Consider the following 23,531-nt stretch of genomic DNA (forward strand, 5'->3'; position numbering starts at 1 on the left):
TAAAGTATTTTTTACTAGTTTTACAAAATCAACTAAAAATCTTATAAAATTATGAGCATGTTCAATTATGGTATTGGTGGCAATGAAGTAAAAGTTGACGCCAGTGAATCAATTTTGGAAATTCCTTCGAACAGAACATTACTAATTCAAAAACTTACAAATGAGCAGCCGGTTGGACCCGAAGCTGTCTATGATTTGCAGACTGTAGAAGCGGTTTTTGAGAAGTACAAACCTAGCGTAGACTTTGAATTTACAACGGAACAAGGTTCCGATTTAAACGAATCGATGGTCTTCCAAAACTTAGGAGATTTTGGAGCAAAATCAATAAAAGAAAACAGTCCTTTTCTTAATAAATTAAACACTGAAAAGGAACAAGCGTATAAAATTGTTCGCCAGCTTTCGAGCAACAGAGCTTTAATAAAAGCGATCCAGGATCCGGCAGTTAAAGAGGCAGTAATCGAATTACTTCAAAACGCTAAGAACGAAATTAACAACAACAAACAGTAAATATGGCAACTCAAACTAAAGAACAAAAAGTTCAAGGTTCTTCAAGCGAACAATTAGTACAAGACTCCCCAAGCAAAATAAACCTGTTAAACGAATATGGAGGTTTTGCTTTCTTAGAAAACGTAATCGACGGATTATCAAACTTAAACCCAACCAGAAAAGCCAGAAAAAATATCTTTCTAAACGATGCTCAATGGGAAAGCGAAAGAACAACTCTTAATAACAGACTTGATTTGTGGCTGGATTTACTAAAAGGAAATGATTCTGTTGAATCAATGATCGAAGTAGCCAATGCAAAAGCAACATCAGCAGATGCAACATTAAATAAAAACCTGAAATACGCCTTAAACACTACAAGAGAATTAGAAACTTCGTATCGTAGTGTCGCTTTATTCTATAAAAATGCCGAAAGCGATAAAATCAAGAACGTAACGATCGTAAACGCTGATATAACTCAATTAAAAGATTTAGACAATACTTTGTTTATTGATTATGTTTCGAATGAATTAAAGCAAAATTTTGACCGTCTTGATTTGAGAAAAAACTACTCTATACTTTCAGTTCCAGGATATTTAGGCTCTAACGCTGTTTTAGAAAAATGGTCTAAAATAGCTCACGAGAATAAAACAGTATTACTTACTGACTTCCAGGATCTTGAAACTCCGGATGATGTTATTGATATCTTCTTCAATGCGAATCATACTGGTGGTGATGTGTACAAATCAAACACTATTATGACTTGTAACTATTTGTTAGGAAGAAGTAAAAATAACGAAGTTGGAGAAGAGGACAATCTTTATGTACCACCATCGACTTCTTTAGCTGGTAAAATATACAAAACATTGATGTCTCAGGTAGTTGCCGGTAAAAAATTCGGAGGCTTAAACGAGGTAGAAAGTGTGCGTTTTGACCTGAAGAAAAGCGAAATCTCAGAAATTGAAAAAATGGGATTGGTACCAATGGTTAATGAGTACAGTAAAATTATGGCTTTCTCGGCTAAAACATTGTTCAACGGAGACAACTTAGGTTTACAAACCTACTCTGTAGTACGTGTATTCGACCATATTACCAAAGTACTTTTCGATTTCTTAAACAGAAGAGCTTTCGAGAACTGGACTACCAGAACTGAAGCCGATTTAAGAAGCCAAATCATTAAGTTCCTTGACGGAATCAAAGGACCTACTAATCTTATTGAAAAGTTTACAGTAATGAAAATTGAGCAAGATAAAACTCAAAAAGACAGAATCTTACTTGATATCCACATCACACCATACTTCCCGGCTAAAAGTTTCGTAATTCAGTTAGACGGACACAAAGGAGATGGTCCTGAAGAAGCTGTTTGGCATAGTGATTACAAACAGGTTTAATTCATTTCTACCCTAAAATCTACCCCAAAAAATACTCTTTTGGGGTTCTTTTTTTTACTAGACATCCAAATAAAAAAGGCATCTAAACGAAACAGAATTCGTATAATGCGCACTTCAACATTTACAATAACAGTTCTTCTAAGAAATAGACTATATTCGTTATTAATTAAACCTGAATTAGAGTTAATTTTCAATAAATAAACCAACTAAATAAGAGCAATGGAAGAGCTTCTTGCATTTATAAACAATTTTCAGGCACTGGATCAAGAGACCGAAAAGGCAGTGAAAAATTTATTTAAAGAAGAATCCTACAAGAAAAATAAAATTATTATAAATGAAGGACAAATTTGCCCAAAAATTTACTTTATAAAATCCGGTTCAGTACGAAGATTTTTTTATAATGACGGAGAAGAGGTAACTAAATGGATTTATACCGATCATCAATTCATCACTTCATTGAGTAGTTTCTTTGAACAGAAACCCTCATTTGAGCTTTTTCAGGCATGTGAGGACACCATACTTTATTCATTATCTCATACAGATGAGCAAATTCTATTAGAATATCCATTATTTTCTAAATTCTATATTAAGCTGCTTAGAATTTATCTTTCAAAATTAAACGAGTTTCATCATTTTTATAAATCCATGAATGCTCAGGATAAATATTTTTACTTATTAAATTCATTTCCTCCTATTATTGCAAAATCAAAACTAAAACATATTGCCTCGCTTATCGGTGTAAGTCAGGAGACATTGAGCAGAATCAGATCTTCAATTAATTGATTTTACATCAAGAAAAAATCATTATATTTTTCCAACATTTGCTTTTCATATAAAGACAATCAAATTGAAAAATATAACTATAGGCAAAAATGCAATTATTGGAACAAACGTTCATATTGGCAATTACACTACTATTGAAAATGATGTAATTATTGGTGATAACACCTGGATCGGCAATAATGTAAACCTACTTGACGGCGCGAGAATTGGCAGGAATTGCCAAATACATTCCAATGCAGTATTATCAGGAACCCCACAAGATTTAAAATACAAAAACGAATATAGTACGCTGGAAATAGGAGACAACAATATTATCCGAGAATTTGTTACTATAAACAAAGGAACTCAATCAAAACAAAAAACAGTAATTGGGAATCATAATCTAATCATGTCCAACACTCACATCGGACATGATTGTTTCATCGGGAACAACTGCATTATAGGTTTTAACGTTGGAATGGCAGGAGAAGTAAAGGTCGGTGATTACGCAAATATCAGCGGATTAACAGCAATTCATCAATTTTCGATTATTGGGGAACATACTATGATTAGCGGTATGAGTCGTATTGTCAAAGATATACCACCGTACATACTCGTTGCACGTGAACCTTTAAGTTTTGCAGGGTTGAATACCATTGGTTTAAGAAGAAGAGGTTTTAAGATTGAAAAAATGCAAGAGCTACAAGAAATATATCGTATTATCTTTCAGCAAAAAAAAAATACCTCTCATGCATTAGACTTTATAGAAAAGCACATGAAGCAAACTTATGAACGTGATAAAATATTAGATTTTATAAAAAATTCATCCCGTGGAATTGTAAAAGGAAATAGCATTTAATCATACCAATATCTCTTATTTAGACATCAATCTATTAAAGACAACAATTATTATGGCGTTCCCCTTTGGGTCGGGCTGTCCGCTAAATCTTTTGCGATAGAAGTTTCAGGGAATTTTTAAATGAACGGTCATCGCAAAAGGATATCGCTTCCATCCCTAACGCAGTCTATGATAAAAAGAATATTCAAAGAAAAAAGGACTAAAGTTTTTAACCGCAAAGTCCGCAAAGGTTTACGCAAAGCACACAAGGAAAAAGGGCTGAAAGCCCGAAATGCAAAGAGCATGGTGCGAAGCACTATTTATAAAGCAAAATAAACAGCAAACATCGCCCTGAAAGGGCAAAAGCCATCTACAGCCAATAAAAAAATCCGTTCTAATCCGCGTTTTCGCCTGGCGAATCCGTATCATCCGCGTGCTATTTTTTAATCGCAAAGATTTACACAAAGCGCGTAAGAATTTAAAAATAGTATAAAACAAAAAAACCCTATCCGATTTGGATAGGGTTTTCAAAAGAAAGGCGACGACATACTCTCCCACATAACTGCAGTACCATCTGCGCAGGCGGGCTTAACTTCTCTGTTCGGGATGGGAAGAGGTGAGCCCCGCCGCAATAACCACCTTAAGGCTGTTAGTTGCTTGGGCAACTTTTTAATTGACAATTGATAATTAAAACAATATTTTAACATACTGAGATAAAGAAACAAATAAGTTTTTTTCTTAAGAAAGTTCTCTCCCTCCGATTGCTCGGAGGGAAAAGGGTGTACATAAGCTTACGGATTATTAGTACTACTCGACTATGACATTACTGCCTTTACATCTATAGCCTATCAACGTGGTCATCTTCCACGATCCTTAAAAGAAATCTCATCTTGTGGTGGGTTTCGCGCTTATATGCTTTCAGCGCTTATCCCTTCCAAACGTAGCTACTCTGCGGTGCCCCTGGCGGGACAACAGATACACTAGAGGTTTGTCCAATTCGGTCCTCTCGTACTAGAATCAGATCCACTCAAATTTCTAACGCCCACAGTAGATAGAGACCGAACTGTCTCACGACGTTCTGAACCCAGCTCGCGTGCCACTTTAATGGGCGAACAGCCCAACCCTTGGGACCTTCTCCAGCCCCAGGATGTGACGAGCCGACATCGAGGTGCCAAACCCCCCCGTCGATATGAGCTCTTGGGGGAGATCAGCCTGTTATCCCCGGCGTACCTTTTATCCTTTGAGCGATGGCCCTTCCATGCGGAACCACCGGATCACTATGCTCTACTTTCGTACCTGATCGACCTGTATGTCTCTCAGTCAAGCTCCCTTATGCCATTGCACTCTACGCACGGTTACCAAGCGTACTGAGGGAACCTTTAGAAGCCTCCGTTACTCTTTTGGAGGCGACCACCCCAGTCAAACTACCCACCAAGCACTGTCCTCTTCATCGAAGAGTTAGGCCTCAGATAAACAAAGGGTTGTATTTCAACAATGACTCCACAACGCCTGGCGACGCCACTTCACAGTCTCCAACCTATCCTACACATCATTTATCCAAGGTCAATACTAAGCTATAGTAAAGGTGCACAGGGTCTTTTCGTCCCACTGCGGGTAAACGGCATCTTCACCGTTACTACAATTTCACCGAGCTCATGGCTGAGACAGTGTCCAGATCGTTACACCATTCGTGCAGGTCGGAACTTACCCGACAAGGAATTTCGCTACCTTAGGACCGTTATAGTTACGGCCGCCGTTTACTGGGGCTTCAATTCAATGCTTCTCCGAAGATAACATCTCCTCTTAACCTTCCAGCACCGGGCAGGTGTCAGGCCCTATACTTCATCTTACGATTTTGCAGAGCCCTGTGTTTTTGATAAACAGTCGCCTGGACCTCTTCACTGCGGCCAGCTTGCGCTGGCGACCTTTCTCCCGAAGTTACAGGTCTATTTTGCCTAATTCCTTAGCCATGAATCTCTCGAGCACCTTAGGATTCTCTCCTCAACTACCTGTGTCGGTTTACGGTACTGGTACTAATTACCTGAAGTTTAGAGGTTTTTCTTGGAAGCCCTTAGGCGCACTATCTCTTTGTCCGAAGACTCCGAGTACTATCGTATTTCACCATTCTCTACGGATTTGCCTATAGAGAATATAGCTAGGTACTTCAACGAACTATTCCGTCAGTTCGCGGCGCTTTCATCACTCCGTCACCCCATCACAGTAATTAGTAGTACGGGAATATTAACCCGTTGGCCATCGACTGTCCCTTTCGGGTTCGCCTTAGGACCAGACTAACCCACAGCTGATTAGCATAGCTGTGGAAACCTTAGTTTTTCGGTGTGCGGGTTTCTCGCCCGCATTATCGTTACTTATGCCTACATTTTCTTTTCTAACCAGTCCAGCATACCTTACGATACACCTTCAACCCTGTTAGAATGCTCCCCTACCACTTTGTATTACTACAAAATCCATAGCTTCGGTAATATGCTTATGCCCGATTATTATCCATGCTCGTCCGCTCGACTAGTGAGCTGTTACGCACTCTTTAAATGAATGGCTGCTTCCAAGCCAACATCCTAGCTGTCTGGGCAGACAAACCTCGTTCTTTCAACTTAGCATATATTTGGGGACCTTAGCTGATGGTCTGGGTTCTTTCCCTCTCGGACTTGGACCTTAGCACCCAAGCCCTCACTGTTATCAATCATTATATAGCATTCGGAGTTTGTCAGGAATTGGTAGGCGGTGAAGCCCCCGCATCCAATCAGTAGCTCTACCTCTATATAACTAAAATAACGCTGCACCTAAATGCATTTCGGGGAGTACGAGCTATTTCCGAGTTTGATTGGCCTTTCACCCCTACCCACAGGTCATCCGAAGACTTTTCAACGTCAACCGGTTCGGACCTCCACACTGTGTTACCAGCGCTTCATCCTGCCCATGGGTAGATCACACGGTTTCGCGTCTAACACTACTGACTAAAGCGCCCTATTCAGACTCGCTTTCGCTACGGATCCGTGACTTAATCACTTAACCTTGCCAGCAACGTTAACTCGTAGGCTCATTATGCAAAAGGCACGCCGTCACCCCACAAAAGGGCTCCGACCGCTTGTAAGCGTATGGTTTCAGGATCTATTTCACTCCGTTATTCACGGTTCTTTTCACCTTTCCCTCACGGTACTGGTTCACTATCGGTCTCTCAGGAGTATTTAGCCTTAGCGGATGGTCCCGCCAAATTCAGACAGGGTTTCACGTGCCCCGCCCTACTCAGGATACCACTATCTATTATACTTGTTACCCATACGAGGCTATCACTCTCTATGGCTCGACTTTCCAGTCGATTCCGGTTCCTTGTACATAAAATGTCGTGGTCCTACAACCCCAACAATGCCGTAACATCATTGGTTTGGGCTAATCCGCGTTCGCTCGCCACTACTTACGGAATCACTTTTGTTTTCTTCTCCTCCGCCTACTTAGATGTTTCAGTTCAGCGGGTTTGCCCACCTATCGGTGTACTATGTCTTCAACATAGTGGGTTGCCCCATTCGGATATCTACGGATCAATCGATGTGTGCTCGTCCCCGTAGCTTTTCGCAGCTTATCACGTCCTTCTTCGCCTCTGAGAGCCTAGGCATCCCCCATACGCCCTTATTTTGCTTATTGTACCAATCTTGTTTCTTAAAACAAGACCGTTTTTTTTGTCTTTTATTATTGCTAATAAAAAACGCTTTCTACTTTCTTATTATTTTCTTATCTCAATATGTCAATGAACTTTTATAATTAATAATTATCAATTGATAATTGTCAATTATTTCGTGGAGAATAACGGAGTCGAACCGTTGACCTCCTGCGTGCAAGGCAGGCGCTCTAGCCAGCTGAGCTAATCCCCCATTTTTTAGTTGTCAGTTAACAGTTTTCAGTTAACAGTACTTAAAACGGTTACTCAACCTCTAAAATTTCCTTTTAAATTAAGCTTTCAGTCCTTTTTAATTATCAATTGTTAATTATTAATTATCAATTCTTTTTAAAAAGTAGTCCCGGGCAGACTCGAACTGCCGACCCCTACATTATCAGTGTAGTACTCTAACCAGCTGAGCTACGAGACTCTGTTTTTACTTAATTCTTTCATTTTTTTAAATTAACAGCAAGAGTAATACAATCTCCAATTCAGAGACCCATAAATAATCATCTTTTTTCCTTAACGTGCACTAGGCTAACAGTAAGGCTCTAGAAAGGAGGTGTTCCAGCCGCACCTTCCGGTACGGCTACCTTGTTACGACTTAGCCCTAGTTACCAGTTTTACCCTAGGCAGCTCCTTGCGGTCACCGACTTCAGGCACCCCCAGCTTCCATGGCTTGACGGGCGGTGTGTACAAGGCCCGGGAACGTATTCACCGGATCATGGCTGATATCCGATTACTAGCGATTCCAGCTTCACGGAGTCGAGTTGCAGACTCCGATCCGAACTGTGACCGGTTTTATAGATTCGCTCCTGGTCGCCCAGTGGCTGCTCTCTGTACCGGCCATTGTAGCACGTGTGTAGCCCAAGGCGTAAGGGCCGTGATGATTTGACGTCATCCCCACCTTCCTCACAGTTTGCACTGGCAGTCTTGTTAGAGTTCCCGACATGACTCGCTGGCAACTAACAACAGGGGTTGCGCTCGTTATAGGACTTAACCTGACACCTCACGGCACGAGCTGACGACAACCATGCAGCACCTTGTAATTTGTCTTGCGAAAGATCTGTTTCCAAATCGGTCAAACTACATTTAAGCCTTGGTAAGGTTCCTCGCGTATCATCGAATTAAACCACATGCTCCACCGCTTGTGCGGGCCCCCGTCAATTCCTTTGAGTTTCATTCTTGCGAACGTACTCCCCAGGTGGGATACTTATCACTTTCGCTTAGCCACTGAAATTGCTTCCAACAGCTAGTATCCATCGTTTACGGCGTGGACTACCAGGGTATCTAATCCTGTTCGCTACCCACGCTTTCGTCCATCAGCGTCAATCCATTAGTAGTAACCTGCCTTCGCAATTGGTATTCCATGTAATCTCTAAGCATTTCACCGCTACACTACATATTCTAGTTACTTCCTAATAATTCAAGTTTAGCAGTATCAATGGCCGTTCCACCGTTGAGCGATGGGCTTTCACCACTGACTTACTAAACCGCCTACGGACCCTTTAAACCCAATGATTCCGGATAACGCTTGGATCCTCCGTATTACCGCGGCTGCTGGCACGGAGTTAGCCGATCCTTATTCTTACGATACCGTCAAGCTCCTACACGTAGGAGTGTTTCTTCTCGTACAAAAGCAGTTTACAATCCATAGGACCGTCATCCTGCACGCGGCATGGCTGGATCAGGCTTGCGCCCATTGTCCAATATTCCTCACTGCTGCCTCCCGTAGGAGTCTGGTCCGTGTCTCAGTACCAGTGTGGGGGATCTCCCTCTCAGGACCCCTACCCATCGTAGCCTTGGTAAGCCGTTACCTTACCAACTAGCTAATGGGACGCATGCTCATCTTTTACCGTTGTGACTTTAATAGTATCTCGATGCCGAGTCACTATACTATGAGGTATTAATCCAAATTTCTCTGGGCTATCCCTCTGTAAAAGGTAGATTGCATACGCGTTACGCACCCGTGCGCCGGTCTCTATATCCGAAGACATATACCCCTCGACTTGCATGTGTTAAGCCTGCCGCTAGCGTTCATCCTGAGCCAGGATCAAACTCTTCATCGTATATTTTTATATTATATTGCGATGATATCTATCGGTTCTTTTCGAATCTTACGATTCTATTACTCTTATTCTTTTGTCCCGATTAATCGGGACAGCTGTCAATTCAATATGTCTACGAACGTATTCTTTTTTATTAATCTCGCTTGTTTCTCAAAGCGGGTGCAAAAGTAGAAAACTTATTTCTAATCGGCAAGAGTTTTTTGAAGTTTTTTTTAGAAAATTTCTTTTCGTTTTTAACTTCTCTCCTTACCAATCTTTCAATGAACTCCCCTTGTTTTGCGGGGTGCAAACTTAAAACTTTCTTTCTTTACTCGCAAGCTTTTTGGAATCTTTTTTTGAAAATTTCTTTTCGTTTTAATTCCTTCGCTTGTCAGTATTTCAGTGAACGTTTATCGCTGTTGCGGGTGCAAAAGTAGTCACTTTATTCGCTTTTACAAGCTTTTTTTAAACTTATTTTTAATCTTTTTCGAAACTTTCCCCTAACACTCTGATAACACCTCTTTTACAAATTAAACTTTTTTCAGGTTTGAAAGGTTTTTCTTCGTTCAAATGAAACTCTTAGATACAAAGCCCCGTTTTTACTGGTTTTTTACTAATCTCGCAAAGTCGCAAAGGCGCGAAGTTTTTGTTTTTCTTGTCTTATTTCCTTTGAAAACCCATACCCTAGCCCCGATAGTAGTGGAAATCCTTTTGATTTTTCCTTTAAAAAGCAAAAGATTGCAGCGGATAGCGGGATAAAGCTTCGACTTCGCTCAGCTGGACAGAAAACTACTCTCGTATATAGTATAGAATCTCAAATACCAAGCTTCGACTTCGCTCAGCCGGACAGAAACTGCTTTTCTTGCATTTTCGCTCAGCTGGACAGAAGCACTCCTTATATATAGGTAGTAAAAAAACAAACCCGACAGGTTTTAAAAACCTGTCGGGTTGTATATTATCTGAATCGTAAACGAATCTACTACTATATACTTGATCTTTCTTAAGTGATACACTAAATGAATTATCGAAACTCAATTAAGATTCATAAAAATACTATGTAAACGCTCTGCACGACTCAAAAAACTCGTAAGCTCTTTTCTCTGCATAAGAATACTCTGAGTCACGTAATGGAAAAGCACAATGCCCGCCATATCTTGGTGTTTCCAGATACACATAAGCGCTGTCCTGTGCTATGGCTCTGGGATAACATCTTTCTCCCAGAAAAGGATCGTCTAATGAATTAATAATTAAAACGGGGGTGGTAATATTCTGAAGGGAGAATTCAGGAGAAACACGCTGATAATAATCATCACGACTTGCAAAACCATGCAACGGTGCTGTAAAGTACTGATCAACTTCATCAAACGACGAAATTTTATCTATCTGATCGCGGTTTATAAAATCAGGAAACTGAGCTGCCTTGTATTTCAGCTTTCTTTTGATATCAATTGTAAAGTTCTTTAAGTAAACTCTGTTAAAACCTTGTTTGAGTACAGCGGCACTTGTCGCAATATGTGTAGGTACCGAAATTGAAACTGCTGCTTTTATGCGTTCATCAATTTTAGTCCAGCCTAAATAATTCAGAAGCTGCACTCCTCCCATTGAATATCCTATCAAATAGACGTCTTCAAATTCTTTTTGAAAAACAAACCGAACCACTTCGTCAAGATCATCTATGGCACCATGATGATAAAGTCGTGGAAGACGATTCATCTCGCCTCCGCACGTGCGATTGTTCCATGCAAAAACAGAAAACCCTTTCTCTCGAAAATAAGCAGCACAACTATTATTATAAGTTCTGCGCGAATCACCTTCTAAACCATGACATAAAATGACTGCTTTTTTAGGGTCGTTTATAAGGAAATCGATGTTTATAAAATCTCCGTCACTTAATTCATGCTTTTCTCTTGTATATTCGGGAACTTCATACTTTTTAAACAAAGCAGCATAAATGGTAGAAATATGCCTGTTGCGATGCATAATAGAAGGCAGATTATATTCTGATTGTTCAATTAATGGCATGATCAAATAGTTTTATGGTGCTATACAAATCTAAGAAATCAATCTATATCAAACTTAATCCTCTCTCTTTTATTTTGTTTTTAAAAATAATAATTGATTGTATCACTGCCTTCGATCGGCGTCTATACTCCAAGAATACAATTGTCGAGCAAACGAAATTATAAAAAATCTTTTTAACTGTATTATTAAAAAATGAGGTTGTCAAATTGTATCTGACAACCTCTTCTGTTTATTTTCACGCAGATTTTGCAGATTGAGCAGTTTTTTTTACTCTATTATCTACTCAATCTGCGTGAAACTTTAAGCTCTTTTATTAAAGCAGGAATCCCCAATACTGGAAGTAGATGCCTACTAGCAGCAACGAAAACAAAATTGTCGCCATAACTCCCGTATTCGAAATAAACTTAAGTTTAAGAATAAAATAAAGTATCGAAATCAGGGTAAACACTATAAAGATCCATTGTATTATAAATAGGTAATTAAACTGATCTGGTATTCCGAACGCTAGTATATAGAAATTATTTTCGGCTGTGTGGTTTATCGCTAAAACAAATCCAATAAGAGTAAACAAACCTAATAAAGAGGTGATTATAATTAGGGATTTTAAAATTTTATCGGCCGTTTTCTCTTCTCTTTTTCTAATTAGTACATATGCAAAAATAAAAATGGAAAGTAAGGCGATAATCAAAGCGGTGAAAAAAGGCGCAAAAAAGAGTAAATTAAACTCGTTTAGACTATTGGCAAAATTCGAAATTCCTGCACTGATTTTTATATTGGTCACAAAATGAACTTTATTATCGGTATCAAATTCTCTGGTATTAGGTCTTTGAAGCGGATTTTTTATAAATTCTTCGGCGATTTGAACTCCCACTAATGAAAAACCCGGGGTATGACCAGAAATTGGGGCGTTTACCAAAAATGCTTTTTTAAACCTGTCAACTGTAATTTTACCATTTAAGGCAGGTGTTATCGGATCAAATGCTCCTGCAAATACTAATACGGGGATGGTTAATTTGGACAGGTTGGAGAAATTAACCAAGGTAGGCTGTTTATTTACTCCTAAATTCCATTTATCACATACTACGAAGTCTGATTTGTAAAAGGATAGTCCTCCTTTTAGTTCTTTATAATTACGTGCATTTTTATTAAATTCTGAAATCGAGTTGTTTGGCACAGCTTCATTACAGCTCACACAATAATATTGTCCATAATCTAACCCTAAAGCTCCTGAAAAAGCTGCTACTAATGAGCTTAAAGTACTTTTGTTTCCTTTATTAAATTCGGTAATTAATAATGGGATTACTTCTATCAGTCTTTTTTGATAAAGTGACTGTTGAATTGCAATTTTAAAATCTTCTGCATTATAAGTAAACGTCCCACTCGAAATTATTCTTTGATCGACCTTAACGGTGATAGGTCTTTTTTCCAGTTTTTCGATGGTTTCATAGTAAGCAGCTTGAAGATTAGGATATTGTTGATTACAATTTGGGTCTTCCTCACAGGCACTAAAAACCTTTTTAAGGCTGCTCATATAATTCTCTGTATTGCGATTGTAATATTGAGAAATATCTGAAATGGAAGAATCCAGTGTTAATGATTTAATGTCCTCAGGAAAATCATTTGCATAAACCTGTGCGGTATAAGTACCGTACGAAACCCCGTAAACATTCCATTTGTCATATTTCAGAGCATTTTTTAAGGCATTTAAATCTTTTACGATGGAGCTGCTGTTATAAGCGCTTATATCGATATTTCTGTTGAGTAAATCTTGTTTACATTCTAATGATGCAATCGTTTTTTGCTGTTCGTCCTGTGTACTGTTTTGATTTTTTGCTAGTATTTCTAAGAATTTTTTCCCCAGGTCCGGACAGAATTTTGGCAGAGAGCGTCCAGTTCCTCTCACATCAAACAAGACAATGTCGCTGTTTTTCCTTAACGGATGGTCTAACCAAGCCCATATTCCTTCAATACCACCTGATCCTGGTCCTCCATCGATGTATACTACCGGGTTTGAGTCTTTACTTTTTGAGATGCTTTTTAAAACAGCCACTGCAATTTTAACCGTTTTTCCTGTTGGTTTATCCCAGTTTTCAGGAACAGTTAAAAATGCCCATTCTATATTTTCTTTGGAGAGATTTTGATCTTCGGGAAAAAAGGTTTTTACTTTCTCTAACGTAAAAGCTTTTGTTTGAGCAAATGCAAAGTTTGGTACAATCAATAGTAATAAAAACAGGCTTATTATTTTTTTCATTTTGGTTGAATTAAATTGTTAGGTTTATAGTATGATTCTTTTCAGGTAAATTTTTGTGCCATCTGTTTTTAAAGAGATGTGGCATTTGTAGTTTTTATCAATTTTTACTTCGCTTAAATAATATTTTTCTCCGTTGATTTCGGTTGTATTATCTAAAACTTCAAATGATTTCAACGGAACGATCAAACCATGTCCCTGGGCTTTTAGAACGGCTTCTTTCTGTGTCCAATACTCAAAAAAAGCTTCTTTTTTATTGTCAGACAGGACGATCTTATTCCATTCTATTTCTGTCATTTGCGATTTAAAATCAGCTGTTTCAATATCGGTTATAATCTCCACATCGATCCCAACTTCATGCTGATCGCTTAAGGCGCAAACTACAATATCTCCTGAATGTGAGATATTAAAAAGAACCGGATTATCTTCAAAATATGGTTTGTTATAAAGGGTTTGCATGATCTCTTTCGCATCAGGCTTCTGCTTATACGTTTCCTCGATTCCTTTAAACAAGAGTATCCGTCCTAAAAGCGATAATTGTGCATCTTGCCATCTTCGATAACGCTTAATTTTATCCTGATAATCGGCTGAAAATTTCGGCAAATCATTCTGCAGCAAACTCTGATGTTTTTCTTCAGACAGATAGGAGTAATAAATATGTATCAAAAGTATTTGGTTTTTAATCGTTAAAAGCGCTTAAAAATTAAAGTCAAAATCGGTTTCCTGAAGTTTCGCTGTATTCACTAAAGGATATTCAATTTCTGATACTTTAACTGAAGGGTTCTCTATTATCTGAGACCACAAATTTTTAAAAGTGGCCAGAAGAAATTGTATGCTGATTTCTTCATATTTATTCTTATCGTATGAAACGCTGACTTTTAGAGTATTGCCGCTTTCAAAAAAATTAAACAATAAAGGAAATCTGCTGTAGTTGGTATCGGAAGTCACGTATTTTAATTCGGCATGATCCATTTTAATCGTTTCCTGAAAAGAAAAATCGGGATTCTGATAGCTTATTAAAACATCAAACAGTGTTTCTTTTTTGAGTTGTGATGGAAAATCCTGATGCGTATTTAGTAAGAGAACGTCTTCCTGAACTTGTTTTAAGAGCTCTAAAAAACTTATATCTTCATTTAACCGAACACGAAGCGGCAGTGTTTTTACAAACATTCCTATCATTGTTGCGATATCAGCATTGTTTCTTCCCGCATTAACGGTTCCAATTACAATGTCCTTGTGGTCGTTAATTTTATGAATGAGCACATTTAAAAGCGAAATAATCGTATTATAAAGTGTACTCTTTTGTTCTTGAGCGAATTTTTTTAACGCTTTAGTGTCCTCAATGGTAAACTCATCATCATAATACGCTCCATTTTGCAATGGACCGTTTAGATTAAAATCTCTATTGATCGTTTCTTTGATACTGTACCCATCCAAATATTTTTGCCAAAAATCGAAAGTGGTTTTGTCGTCATTTTCAGAAGCTAACCATGCCGTATAGTCTTTAAACTGAATACCTGAGTTTTTAATTACGGAATCAGGATGATTGTATTTTTGAATAAATTCTTTGGTAAAAAACTCTAATGAAACTCCATCCATAATAATATGATGGGTGCAAAAAACCAATGATGATGTTGTCTCGCCCGTTTGTACGAGCAACATTCTTACCAATACATCCTGTTCTAAATCAAACGGTGTTTCTATGTATCGCTGAATAGTCTGCTCTTTTTGTTCGTTATCAATCTGCAGCTGCGTGATCTTAAAATCGATATCCTCTTGTTTCCCTATTTTTTGAAAAACGGCTCCTTTGCTTTCCACAAAATTGGTGCGGAGAATTTCATTTTCAAAAATTAACTGAGACATTGCATTGTTGATTTTATCCGGAAATACGGTCCCATTAATTTCAAAAACGGCTACCATGTTATAAGCAATCGATTTTTGCCGATCCTGACAAGCTACCCATAATTCTTGCTGTGAAGGTGTTATTGCAAAATCAGTTTTTAAAGTTGTAAATGGTATGCCCTGTTTGTCATTGGTTTTTAAAGTCACTAAATAATCTGCCATTAATCTGATCGTGGGATAATCGAAAACCGTTTTCAGGTTAACATCGTACCCAAGATTTTTTGCTATTGATCCCGCAAGTTTAACTGCGTTTAGAGAATGTCCGCCAAGAGCAAAGAAATTGTCATTGGTACTGATTTCTTTTTTACTGTTTAAAATTTCTTTCCAGTATCCGGCTAACTTTTTTTCCAGATCAGATTCAGGTGCTTTAAAATCATCGTTTATTGTATGATGTTCGATGGCTCTTTGCGCTAAGCTCTTACGGTCAATTTTTTGATTCGGTGTTAGCGGAAACTCCTTTAGAAGAACAATTGTGCCTGGAATCATATAGTACGGAAGATTCCTTTTTAATGTGGCTACAATTTCTCCTGTATCTGTCATTTCTTCCATTTTTACTACATAAGCTACTAAAAAAGCTTCCTGCTGATTCCCTTTTTTTGCAATTACAACCGATTCTTTTATTCCGGAAATCTGATTCAAATGCGATTCGATATCTCCCAGTTCAATTCGATATCCTCTAATTTTAACCTGATTATCGTTTCGTCCTAAAAATTCGATTTCTCCTTTATCATTCCATCGGCCCACATCTCCGGTTTCGTATAATAAACCATTCGCCTGAAACGGATTTTTTATAAATTTTTCCTGAGTCAGTGTGGTATTTTTATAATATCCTTTTGCCAGTCCATCACCGGCAATATAAATAGCTCCGGGAGTTCCGATTGGTTTTGGACTTAAGAATGAATCCAGTATGTAAATTTGCGTGTTGTGTATTGGTTTTCCAATATTTGACGCCTCTTTCGCATGTTCCAGTTTTTTTAAACTCGACCAAATAGTGGTTTCTGTCGGACCGTACATGTTCCAGACTTCTAAACTATGACTGATTAACTTTTCGGCTAATGCTTCACTTAACAAATCACCTCCACAAAGTACTTTTAAGCGTTTGTCTCCGTTCCAATCGGCATTGAAGAGCATTTGGTAAAAACTTGGCGTTGCCTGGATTATTGTGGGTTGGATTTCTTCTATTTTTTGGATAATAACCTCCGGATCCCCTAAAATTTCCTGATTGGCAATATATAAAGCAGCTCCCGACAACAGTGGTACAAAGAATTCTAAAATTGAAATATCAAAAGAGTAAGTTGTAACCGAAAAAAACACATCGCTCGGCCTCACACCGGGCTCCTGCTGCATACTGCTGAGGAAATTCAACAGAGATTGATGTCCTATTTCAACACCTTTCGGATTGCCTGTTGAACCTGACGTGTAAAGGATGTAAGCGGTGTCATGAGGGGAAACTTTCAGGAATGGTTTTCCTTCTAATCCCGCGGCCTTTTCTAAGATTGTCTCTAAAGATAGTACCTGTACCTCATCGTCTGTATGCAACACATAGCCTTTTTCATTGATAAGCAGTTTAATCTGGCTGTTTTCTATAATGTAATTCAATCGGTCCCCGGGGAACGACGGATCTAACGGAATATAAGCTCTGCCTGCTTTGAGTATTCCCAGTAATACAATGACAATATTTGCCGAACGTCCTAATAAAACTGCTATTGGTGATTTGTCCTCTTGTCCATAATTGATTATTAAGTATTCGGCTATTTGACCAGATAATTGATCCAGTTCGGCATAGGTATAACTTTTGTAATTGTCTTTTAGGGCTTCTTTTGTGCTAAACTTTATCACCTGATCCTGAAATACATCCAAAATGGTGTTCTCTTTCTGATAGTCAACTTTTGTGGTGTTGAATGTTTCGAGAATATGACGTTTTTCGTCTTCTCCCAGATAGTTTAATTCTTTTAGAACCTGATCAGGAGTATCTAAAATGGCGTGAACTAAGTTTTCGAAGTGATGAACGACCTGTGTAATTTGTGTCTCTGTAAAATAATTTAAGTTGTAGTCGAAATCAATTTTCACATCCTCATCTTCATCAAATTCTCTGATGTAAATGGCTAAAGCTACCCGCTCGGATTTATGTGTGAGCGGAATTACCTGTGTGTGGGTATGAAGAAAATCATTAGAATAATTTTGTTTTTCATAAGAAAGTGTAATATTGAACAGTCTCTCTTTTTCATTAAAAACCTGAAGCTCCTGAATTAACTTTCCTAACGGAAATCGCTGATGGCGATAATCATGTCTTAGGGTCGTTTTTATTTCTGCAATTAAATTCTCGAAAGTGGCGTTAAAATCGATCGAAATTCTTAAAGGAGAAACGCCCATAAAAAGACCAACTGTTTTTTTGTAACTGGCTTTGCTTCTGTTTAAAACCGGTAGTCCGATGGCAAAATCATTGTTCTGATGTTTTCTGCCAAAATAGGCGTACAAAATAGCCAGAATGACATTAAAAGTCGAACATTTATAACGTACTGCTAACGAATTTAACTGATTGTATACCTCTCTTTTGATAATTAGCTCCTTGCGATCACTTTCATTGATCTGAATGTTATCTTCTAATTTATCAAACAGATTCTGAGGTAAGGATTCAAACTTTTTGGTCCAGTAGATTTTGTCCTGATGGTACGATTCTGATTGCTGATAAGCGGCATCATCAACTGCAAAGTCTTTGTAGCTAAACGGATATACGGTTTGAATTTTCCCATGTTCGAGAATCTCATTGTAATTTTGCACCAATCTCTGAAACATTAACGACGTACCCCAGCCATCAGTTATAATATGATGGTAAACGGAAAATAAATAATGGAAATTTTCCTGAACTTTAACGAGGGTAAAAACATGCAAAAGATGCTCTCCAAATAAATCAAACGGCTTTGCAAACTCTTCCTGCATGTACACATTTGCTGCCTCGAAAGGTTCTGCAGAGGGAGAAAAATCAACAAATCCCAGAGCTGAATTATGATCTTCTACAATTTTAATCCGAACATTTTCGTGCTTGCTGGTAAGTATACTTCTATACGAATCATGCTGATCAATTAAGGCAATGTATGCTTTTTGAAATGCATCATGGTTTATTTGGCCTTTAATTTTAATCTTAGCCCCAATGTTATAGATGGGTTCATTGGGATATAATAACTGCTCGAAATAAACATCTTGCTGAGGAAGGGTGAGTTTCATTTTAAAATATTTTTACGCAATTAGAACTAAATGATATCTTGTTTCGTTTAATTTTTAGGAATTAAACAAATTGAATTTTCCAATCCGGAACTTAAAAAAAGAGGAATTATTTAACGTAGGGTTGGTGTAAGGAAATACATTGTACATTTTTATTCAGAATTTTATAAATCAATGTTTCTGAATGAAATATAACGCGACAAATATTTCGCTCCTGCGGATGCTACAGATATTTTGCTCCTCCGGAGCTACACCTACCTTGCTCATCTGGATGCTATAGATATATCGCTCCTGCGGAGCTTGTTTATGGTAATGGATAATTTTGCTATATATATCTTGCTCCTGCGGAGCTATACCAATCTTGCTCCTCCGGAGCTCTATTTTACACTGTATTATACCATGTTACACATTATCAAACAAATAAAAAATCCGAGTCAATCCGCGTTTTCGCTTTAGCGAATCTGTTTAATCCGTGCGCTATCTTTGTACACCTTATTATGCCCAGAAAAGCTCTTTACTGTATTCTTTTGATTTATCTACTTTTACCTCAGCATCAATTTTACCGTAATTAAATTTTATAATTCGGTCTGCCAGATGGAAATAAGCATCATCATGTGTTACAGCAATGATTGTTTTGCCTTCTGCTTTTAACTTTGGGATAAGTTCTTCGTAGAAAAATTTTCTGAAATAAGGATCCTGATCGGCGGCCCATTCGTCTAAAACAAGGATTGGTTTTTTCTCCATTAGGGCAAAAATCAAGGACATTCTTTTACTTTGTCCTTTAGAAAATTTTCTTCTGGCAGAACTTTCTTTATCATCTAAGATGACTTTGTCCAGCTTCATCATTTCTAATAACTGTTTGTATTCCGGATTGTTTTCAACGGTATATTCTTCATAATTATGAGAAAATATATGATCGTCTGTGAACACGGCTGCAATTAAATTTTGATTTTCCTGACCGGACTCTGTTTCTTTTCCATTTAAAAGAATCTCTCCTTTAGAAGGTGTGTACAATCCGGTGAAGGTATTGATGAAGGTACTTTTTCCTGAACCGTTTCCGCCAACAATAAAAATGGTCTCTCCTTCCTTAACTTCTAAGTTTATTGGTCCTAATGCAAAAGCACTGTCGTTGGAATCGCTATTGTATGAAAAATGTATGTCTTTGAATTCGATACTTTCAAAAGAAGTGTTGTCTATTGGCAATTGTTTTTTTACATCTTCATCTACTTCAAAGTCTTTTAAGAAATCCTTGATTCTTTTATTAGCCACGATAAAACGTGTATAGGTCTGCTGCAGATTGATCAGGTTATTTATAGGTCCTGAGATGAATAAAACAATTACTACATATGCTATCACATCAGACTGACTCAATAATCCCCATGACGGTAATACAAACAAAATAGTTGCGATAATGGCATATAAACCATATTGACTAATCAGATTAATAGACAAAAAGATATAACTGATTTTAAAGTCTAATTCACCGGCCTGATCCCTATTCGGAATTAAAAATCTATTCATTAGATTTTCAGCTCTGAAAAAACTCAGTTTTAGTTTTTTAAATCCTTTCATAACATCGTCCACGTACTTATAATAATCGTCATTGTATTCTCTGAGACTGGTTACTTTTTTAGACATAGAGTTGATTACTACAAAATAGGAAGCGGCAACGGCTATAATTAATACTACCACAATAAGAGCAGAACTTACCGAGATGGTAAACATATAGATCAAACAAAGCACTAACATTAAAACCGAATTTACGGTATGGGTAACGGTATAAGGTAAAAGCCCAAATACCCGCAAATCTTCAACAATGGTAAAAAAACGCTGGGAACCTAAGTTCTCTAATTTTATCAGTGAGGTTTGAAGTATTTTTGAGAATATTGTTTTTTCGTTGTCGTATAACATTTTAAAGGAAAACTCATTAAGTCCTTTCTGAAAAATGATGTTCAGCAAATAGGTATATACAACAATTGCAAAAAAAACCATTCCGGTATAATCCGTCATAAACGACTTGTTGCCTGACAAAGTATTGTTTATAATGTACACTATTCCGAAACTAAGAATTGTATTTGGCAAAGCATAGGCTGCCAGAAGAATTGAATTTTTTAGTGATATTTTAAACATCTTAAAAGTTTTTGTTGTGGTTGATAAAGTCTTAAAGAGATTGTATCCCTTTTTAAATTCGGATTCTGAAATTAAATTGAAAATTAAATTCTGTTTTTAGATGCTAAGTCAATATCAGCAACTAGAAAAAACAGACGATTATGATTTACTTGATTCTGTTCTTTTCGGTATCGATACTGTTATTTTCTCTCTCCTGAGTAGTCATCTTATCTCCAAAATTATAGGTAAACGATAGTCTGACCTGTCTTGTATTCGATAATGTCCTGAAGTCAGCATTTGCATTGACCAGATTATTAATTTGTCCTTTGGTGATATAGGTTCTGAAAATATCCATCCCTATTACTTTAAGTGAACTTCTGTTTGAAAGTTTTTTGCTGATTGTCACATCAAGAAACCAGTAAGGATCCAGCGCAAATTGTGCTACATAAGCTTTCCCAACATAGCGCCCAAAAAGTTCGATGCTGTAATCTTTTTTCAGTTTTACTTGCAACACGGGATCGATTCTAAAATTATAACCGTACGTATGGAGTTTACCTCCAAAGAAATCACTTTTGGTATCGGTATACGATACTTGTGCATTTCCGGTAAAGGTTAGCCATGGAGCGATATTAAATGTAGAACTAAGACTAAGATTGGTTACCTGAGTATTTCCTATGTTTCCGGGCATACTGTAATAGACATTGTTTATAATTTCTATAGTTTCCATGATCTGATTGTCAATTTTACTGTAGGCAAGAGTAAAATTCAATAAGCTTTTGTGTGCGTAAGAAGCTTCAACGGAATTTGTAATTGAAGGTTGCAGATAGGGATTTCCTTTGTAAAATGTCAATTTATCAACCTGAATAACCATAGGGTTAAGATCCTGATAAAATGGTCTGTCGATTCTTTTTCCGTAATTGATTCCTACTGTGTTATTAGCCAAAGAATCGAGCTTATAGGAAAGGTATAAGGTTGGAAATAAATTGTCGTACTTGGTTGTATTTTTTGTTCTCGGTTTTATTTCGTTTCCTAACTGATCTCCGACAATTTTTACACTTTCATAGCGGAGTCCTAACTGTACCGAAAGTCGGTCTAAAGTTGTGTTGGAGCTTACGTATAAAGCTGTTATTTTCTCGTTGTATAGAAATTTATTATTCTGATTTAAATTTGGCGTCGAAATATCATTTACGATATCGAAATACTCACTCTTATTGTTGGTCTTGATATTACTGTATTTGAATCCGGTCTGCAGGTTTGTTTTTTTGGTCAGCTGATTGGAATAATCTGCTTTTCCTGAATAAATATAAACCTTAGAAGCTGCTCCTCCTACCAGCATATCGGAATAATTTTTATTTGCATCCGAAAAAATGATCGAATTTTTAAATTCCTGATAGGGAAAAGAATCGTATAGTAAGTAATCTAAATTGGTACTCACATCGCTTTTTTCGTTAAGCTTGTGATTAATGTTCAGATTTATACCGCTGTTTACAGATTTAGCATCTGAGCTGCCTAATGTTTTTACAATGGAATCTGTAGTTTGTTTTCTGTTATAAAGGTAATTCAAACTATTATCAAGATCATTTCCATTCCAGATTGAAGCATCTGCAGAGACTCCGATCACCGTGTTTTTTGACAGATTATAGTCTGCTCCAAACCTTAGGTTCGTTGCTATAGCATCTCCTACATTATTGTTTTCCTGTTTGCTGTAACTGCCTGTATCGGTATAGTTTCTGCTGATATAAAGATCCTGAAAGCGTTTTTTGTAACCCGCATTTCCATTCAGAAAGATGTTGTAATTCTCCTTTTTTTTGTTCAAAGCAAACGTGGCATTGTATTCTGTAAATTTATGCTGTCTTAGCCCCAAAATAACACTTCCGTTTTCTCCTTCTTTTTTGCTCTTTTTTAGTTTGATGTTTATCACTCCGCCATTTCCTGCTGCTTCATATTTCGCAGGCGGATTGGTCATAATTTCAATTTTATCAATATTATCTGAAGCTAATCCGCTTAAATAACTTTCAAGTTGGGCGCCTGACAGATAGGTTGGACGGTCATCGATAAAAATGGTCGCATTTGCTTTTCCATTCAGACTTACCACTCCCTGATCGCTTATACTGGTTCCCGGAGCTTTCTTTAATAATTCTAAAGCGGTAATTCCTGAGTTAGATTCTAAAGCGTCAACATTTAAAATGGTACGATCGATTTTAGTCTCAACAAATTTTTTCTTTTTAAGTATTACGACTTCTTTTAAGCTCTCCTTTTTTGTTATTTTGAACAATTCTATAGGCAGTACTTCTTTTTGATTGTCTGTTTTAATGCTTATAATTCCTGTACTAAACGTTTTATAGTCGTCATGGGTAATTTTAATTTTATAGTTTCCGTTTTTCAGGTTTTTAAAATTAAATTCTCCTTTGGTTTCAGACAATTCGCTTTTGACTAATGTTTCCTGCTCCTCGTTCAACAAAAGAATGGTTGCAAAAATAACAGGCTCTTTATTTTCAGCATCAATAATGGTTCCTGAAATGGATGCTGCTGACACTTGTTTGTATATTTCGTTACCTGCTGCTTTTGAACTTTGTCCGTATACTGAATTACCCAGAGAAACAAACATGCATAGTAAAGCGATATATTTTAAATGCATATAATTATACTTCATTATTTTTTTAATGTATTTAATAAGATTGCCTGTGAGGGATACAATATGTAAACTCAAGCTCTTTTGAATTGATAAAATTTAAGAAATTTAAAGGATCGCAATTTTTCAAGAATAGAATAATCACTCTGAATTGTAAAAGCAGAATGTATACTAAAGAAGAAAACTCAGCTAATGATAAAT

At 37.2% G+C, this 23,531-nt stretch carries 10 protein-coding genes, 2 tRNA genes and 3 rRNA genes; 4 read left to right on the forward strand and 11 right to left on the reverse strand.

The annotated features are described in order from the left end of the window. Positions 1 to 51: 51 nt before the first annotated feature. The 4 genes from M4I44_RS19245 (at position 52) to lpxA (ending at position 3,495) form a co-directional block, all read left to right on the forward strand. Complete coding sequence (locus tag M4I44_RS19245) at positions 52 to 507, forward strand: hypothetical protein (RefSeq protein WP_026109973.1); 456 nt, start codon at positions 52 to 54, stop codon at positions 505 to 507. Positions 508 to 509: 2 nt separating this feature from the next. After that, positions 510 to 1,874, forward strand: coding sequence for a DUF5458 family protein (locus M4I44_RS19250; protein ID WP_017496374.1), 1,365 nt, complete (start codon positions 510 to 512; stop codon positions 1,872 to 1,874). A 219-nt stretch (positions 1,875 to 2,093) separates the two neighbouring features. Beyond that, positions 2,094 to 2,657, forward strand: a complete 564-nt coding sequence (locus M4I44_RS19255; protein WP_249965796.1) for a Crp/Fnr family transcriptional regulator — start codon at positions 2,094 to 2,096, stop codon at positions 2,655 to 2,657. Between the two features lie 64 nt (positions 2,658 to 2,721). Next, positions 2,722 to 3,495 (forward strand): acyl-ACP--UDP-N-acetylglucosamine O-acyltransferase, encoded by a 774-nt coding sequence (gene lpxA, locus M4I44_RS19260; RefSeq protein ID WP_249965797.1) that lies wholly within the window; start codon positions 2,722 to 2,724, stop codon positions 3,493 to 3,495. A gap of 512 nt (positions 3,496 to 4,007) precedes the next feature. Here the strand turns inward: lpxA and rrf are convergent. The 11 genes from rrf to M4I44_RS19315 form a co-directional block, all read right to left on the reverse strand. Next, positions 4,008 to 4,117 (reverse strand): 5S ribosomal RNA (gene rrf, locus M4I44_RS19265). A 138-nt stretch (positions 4,118 to 4,255) separates the two neighbouring features. After that, positions 4,256 to 7,134, reverse strand: a 23S ribosomal RNA gene (locus M4I44_RS19270). Positions 7,135 to 7,287: 153 nt separating this feature from the next. Continuing rightward, positions 7,288 to 7,361, reverse strand: a tRNA-Ala gene (locus M4I44_RS19275). Between the two features lie 142 nt (positions 7,362 to 7,503). Then, positions 7,504 to 7,577: transfer RNA gene (locus M4I44_RS19280), tRNA-Ile, on the reverse strand. A 125-nt stretch (positions 7,578 to 7,702) separates the two neighbouring features. Next, positions 7,703 to 9,216: ribosomal RNA gene (locus M4I44_RS19285) — 16S ribosomal RNA — on the reverse strand. The 16S, 23S and 5S rRNA genes sit together here with 2 tRNA genes alongside, the layout of an rRNA operon. 1,032 nt (positions 9,217 to 10,248) lie before the next feature. Beyond that, positions 10,249 to 11,217 (reverse strand): YheT family hydrolase, encoded by a 969-nt coding sequence (locus M4I44_RS19290; RefSeq protein ID WP_249965798.1) that lies wholly within the window; start codon positions 11,215 to 11,217, stop codon positions 10,249 to 10,251. 313 nt (positions 11,218 to 11,530) lie between these two features. Continuing rightward, entirely contained in the window at positions 11,531 to 13,468 is a 1,938-nt protein-coding gene (locus tag M4I44_RS19295) for an alpha/beta fold hydrolase (RefSeq protein WP_249965799.1), read from the reverse strand. A 24-nt stretch (positions 13,469 to 13,492) separates the two neighbouring features. Further along, positions 13,493 to 14,131, reverse strand: a complete 639-nt coding sequence (locus tag M4I44_RS19300) for a 4'-phosphopantetheinyl transferase superfamily protein (protein ID WP_249965800.1) — start codon at positions 14,129 to 14,131, stop codon at positions 13,493 to 13,495. Between the two features lie 30 nt (positions 14,132 to 14,161). Next, positions 14,162 to 18,592 carry an amino acid adenylation domain-containing protein gene (locus M4I44_RS19305; protein ID WP_249965801.1) on the reverse strand — a complete coding sequence of 1,477 codons (4,431 nt, stop codon included), beginning with the start codon at positions 18,590 to 18,592 and terminating at the stop codon, positions 14,162 to 14,164. Positions 18,593 to 19,084: 492 nt separating this feature from the next. Continuing rightward, positions 19,085 to 20,719: a cyclic peptide export ABC transporter gene (locus tag M4I44_RS19310; RefSeq protein ID WP_249965802.1), complete on the reverse strand. Its 1,635-nt coding sequence runs from the start codon at positions 20,717 to 20,719 to the stop codon at positions 19,085 to 19,087. Positions 20,720 to 20,864: 145 nt separating this feature from the next. Further along, on the reverse strand, positions 20,865 to 23,351 hold the full coding sequence (locus M4I44_RS19315) for an outer membrane beta-barrel family protein (protein ID WP_249965803.1): 2,487 nt from the start codon (positions 23,349 to 23,351) through the stop codon (positions 20,865 to 20,867). Between the last annotated feature and the right edge of the window lie 180 nt (positions 23,352 to 23,531).

It is taken from the genome of Flavobacterium sp. B183, assembly GCF_023539155.1.
GTDB classification, from domain to species: domain Bacteria; phylum Bacteroidota; class Bacteroidia; order Flavobacteriales; family Flavobacteriaceae; genus Flavobacterium; species Flavobacterium tructae.

Excerpts from the sequence above, each read along its gene's own strand:
- M4I44_RS19295 (WP_249965799.1), bottom strand. The coding sequence starts at position 13,468 with ATGAAAAAAATAATAAGCCTGTTTTTATTACTATTGATTGTACCAAAC.
- M4I44_RS19250 (WP_017496374.1), top strand. The coding sequence starts at position 510 with ATGGCAACTCAAACTAAAGAACAAAAAGTTCAAGGTTCTTCAAGCGAA.
- M4I44_RS19305 (WP_249965801.1), bottom strand. The coding sequence starts at position 18,592 with ATGAAACTCACCCTTCCTCAGCAAGATGTTTATTTCGAGCAGTTATTA.
- M4I44_RS19310 (WP_249965802.1), bottom strand. The coding sequence starts at position 20,719 with ATGTTTAAAATATCACTAAAAAATTCAATTCTTCTGGCAGCCTATGCT.
- M4I44_RS19245 (WP_026109973.1), top strand. The coding sequence starts at position 52 with ATGAGCATGTTCAATTATGGTATTGGTGGCAATGAAGTAAAAGTTGAC.
- M4I44_RS19315 (WP_249965803.1), bottom strand. The coding sequence starts at position 23,351 with ATGAAGTATAATTATATGCATTTAAAATATATCGCTTTACTATGCATG.
- M4I44_RS19290 (WP_249965798.1), bottom strand. The coding sequence starts at position 11,217 with ATGCCATTAATTGAACAATCAGAATATAATCTGCCTTCTATTATGCAT.
- M4I44_RS19255 (WP_249965796.1), top strand. The coding sequence starts at position 2,094 with ATGGAAGAGCTTCTTGCATTTATAAACAATTTTCAGGCACTGGATCAA.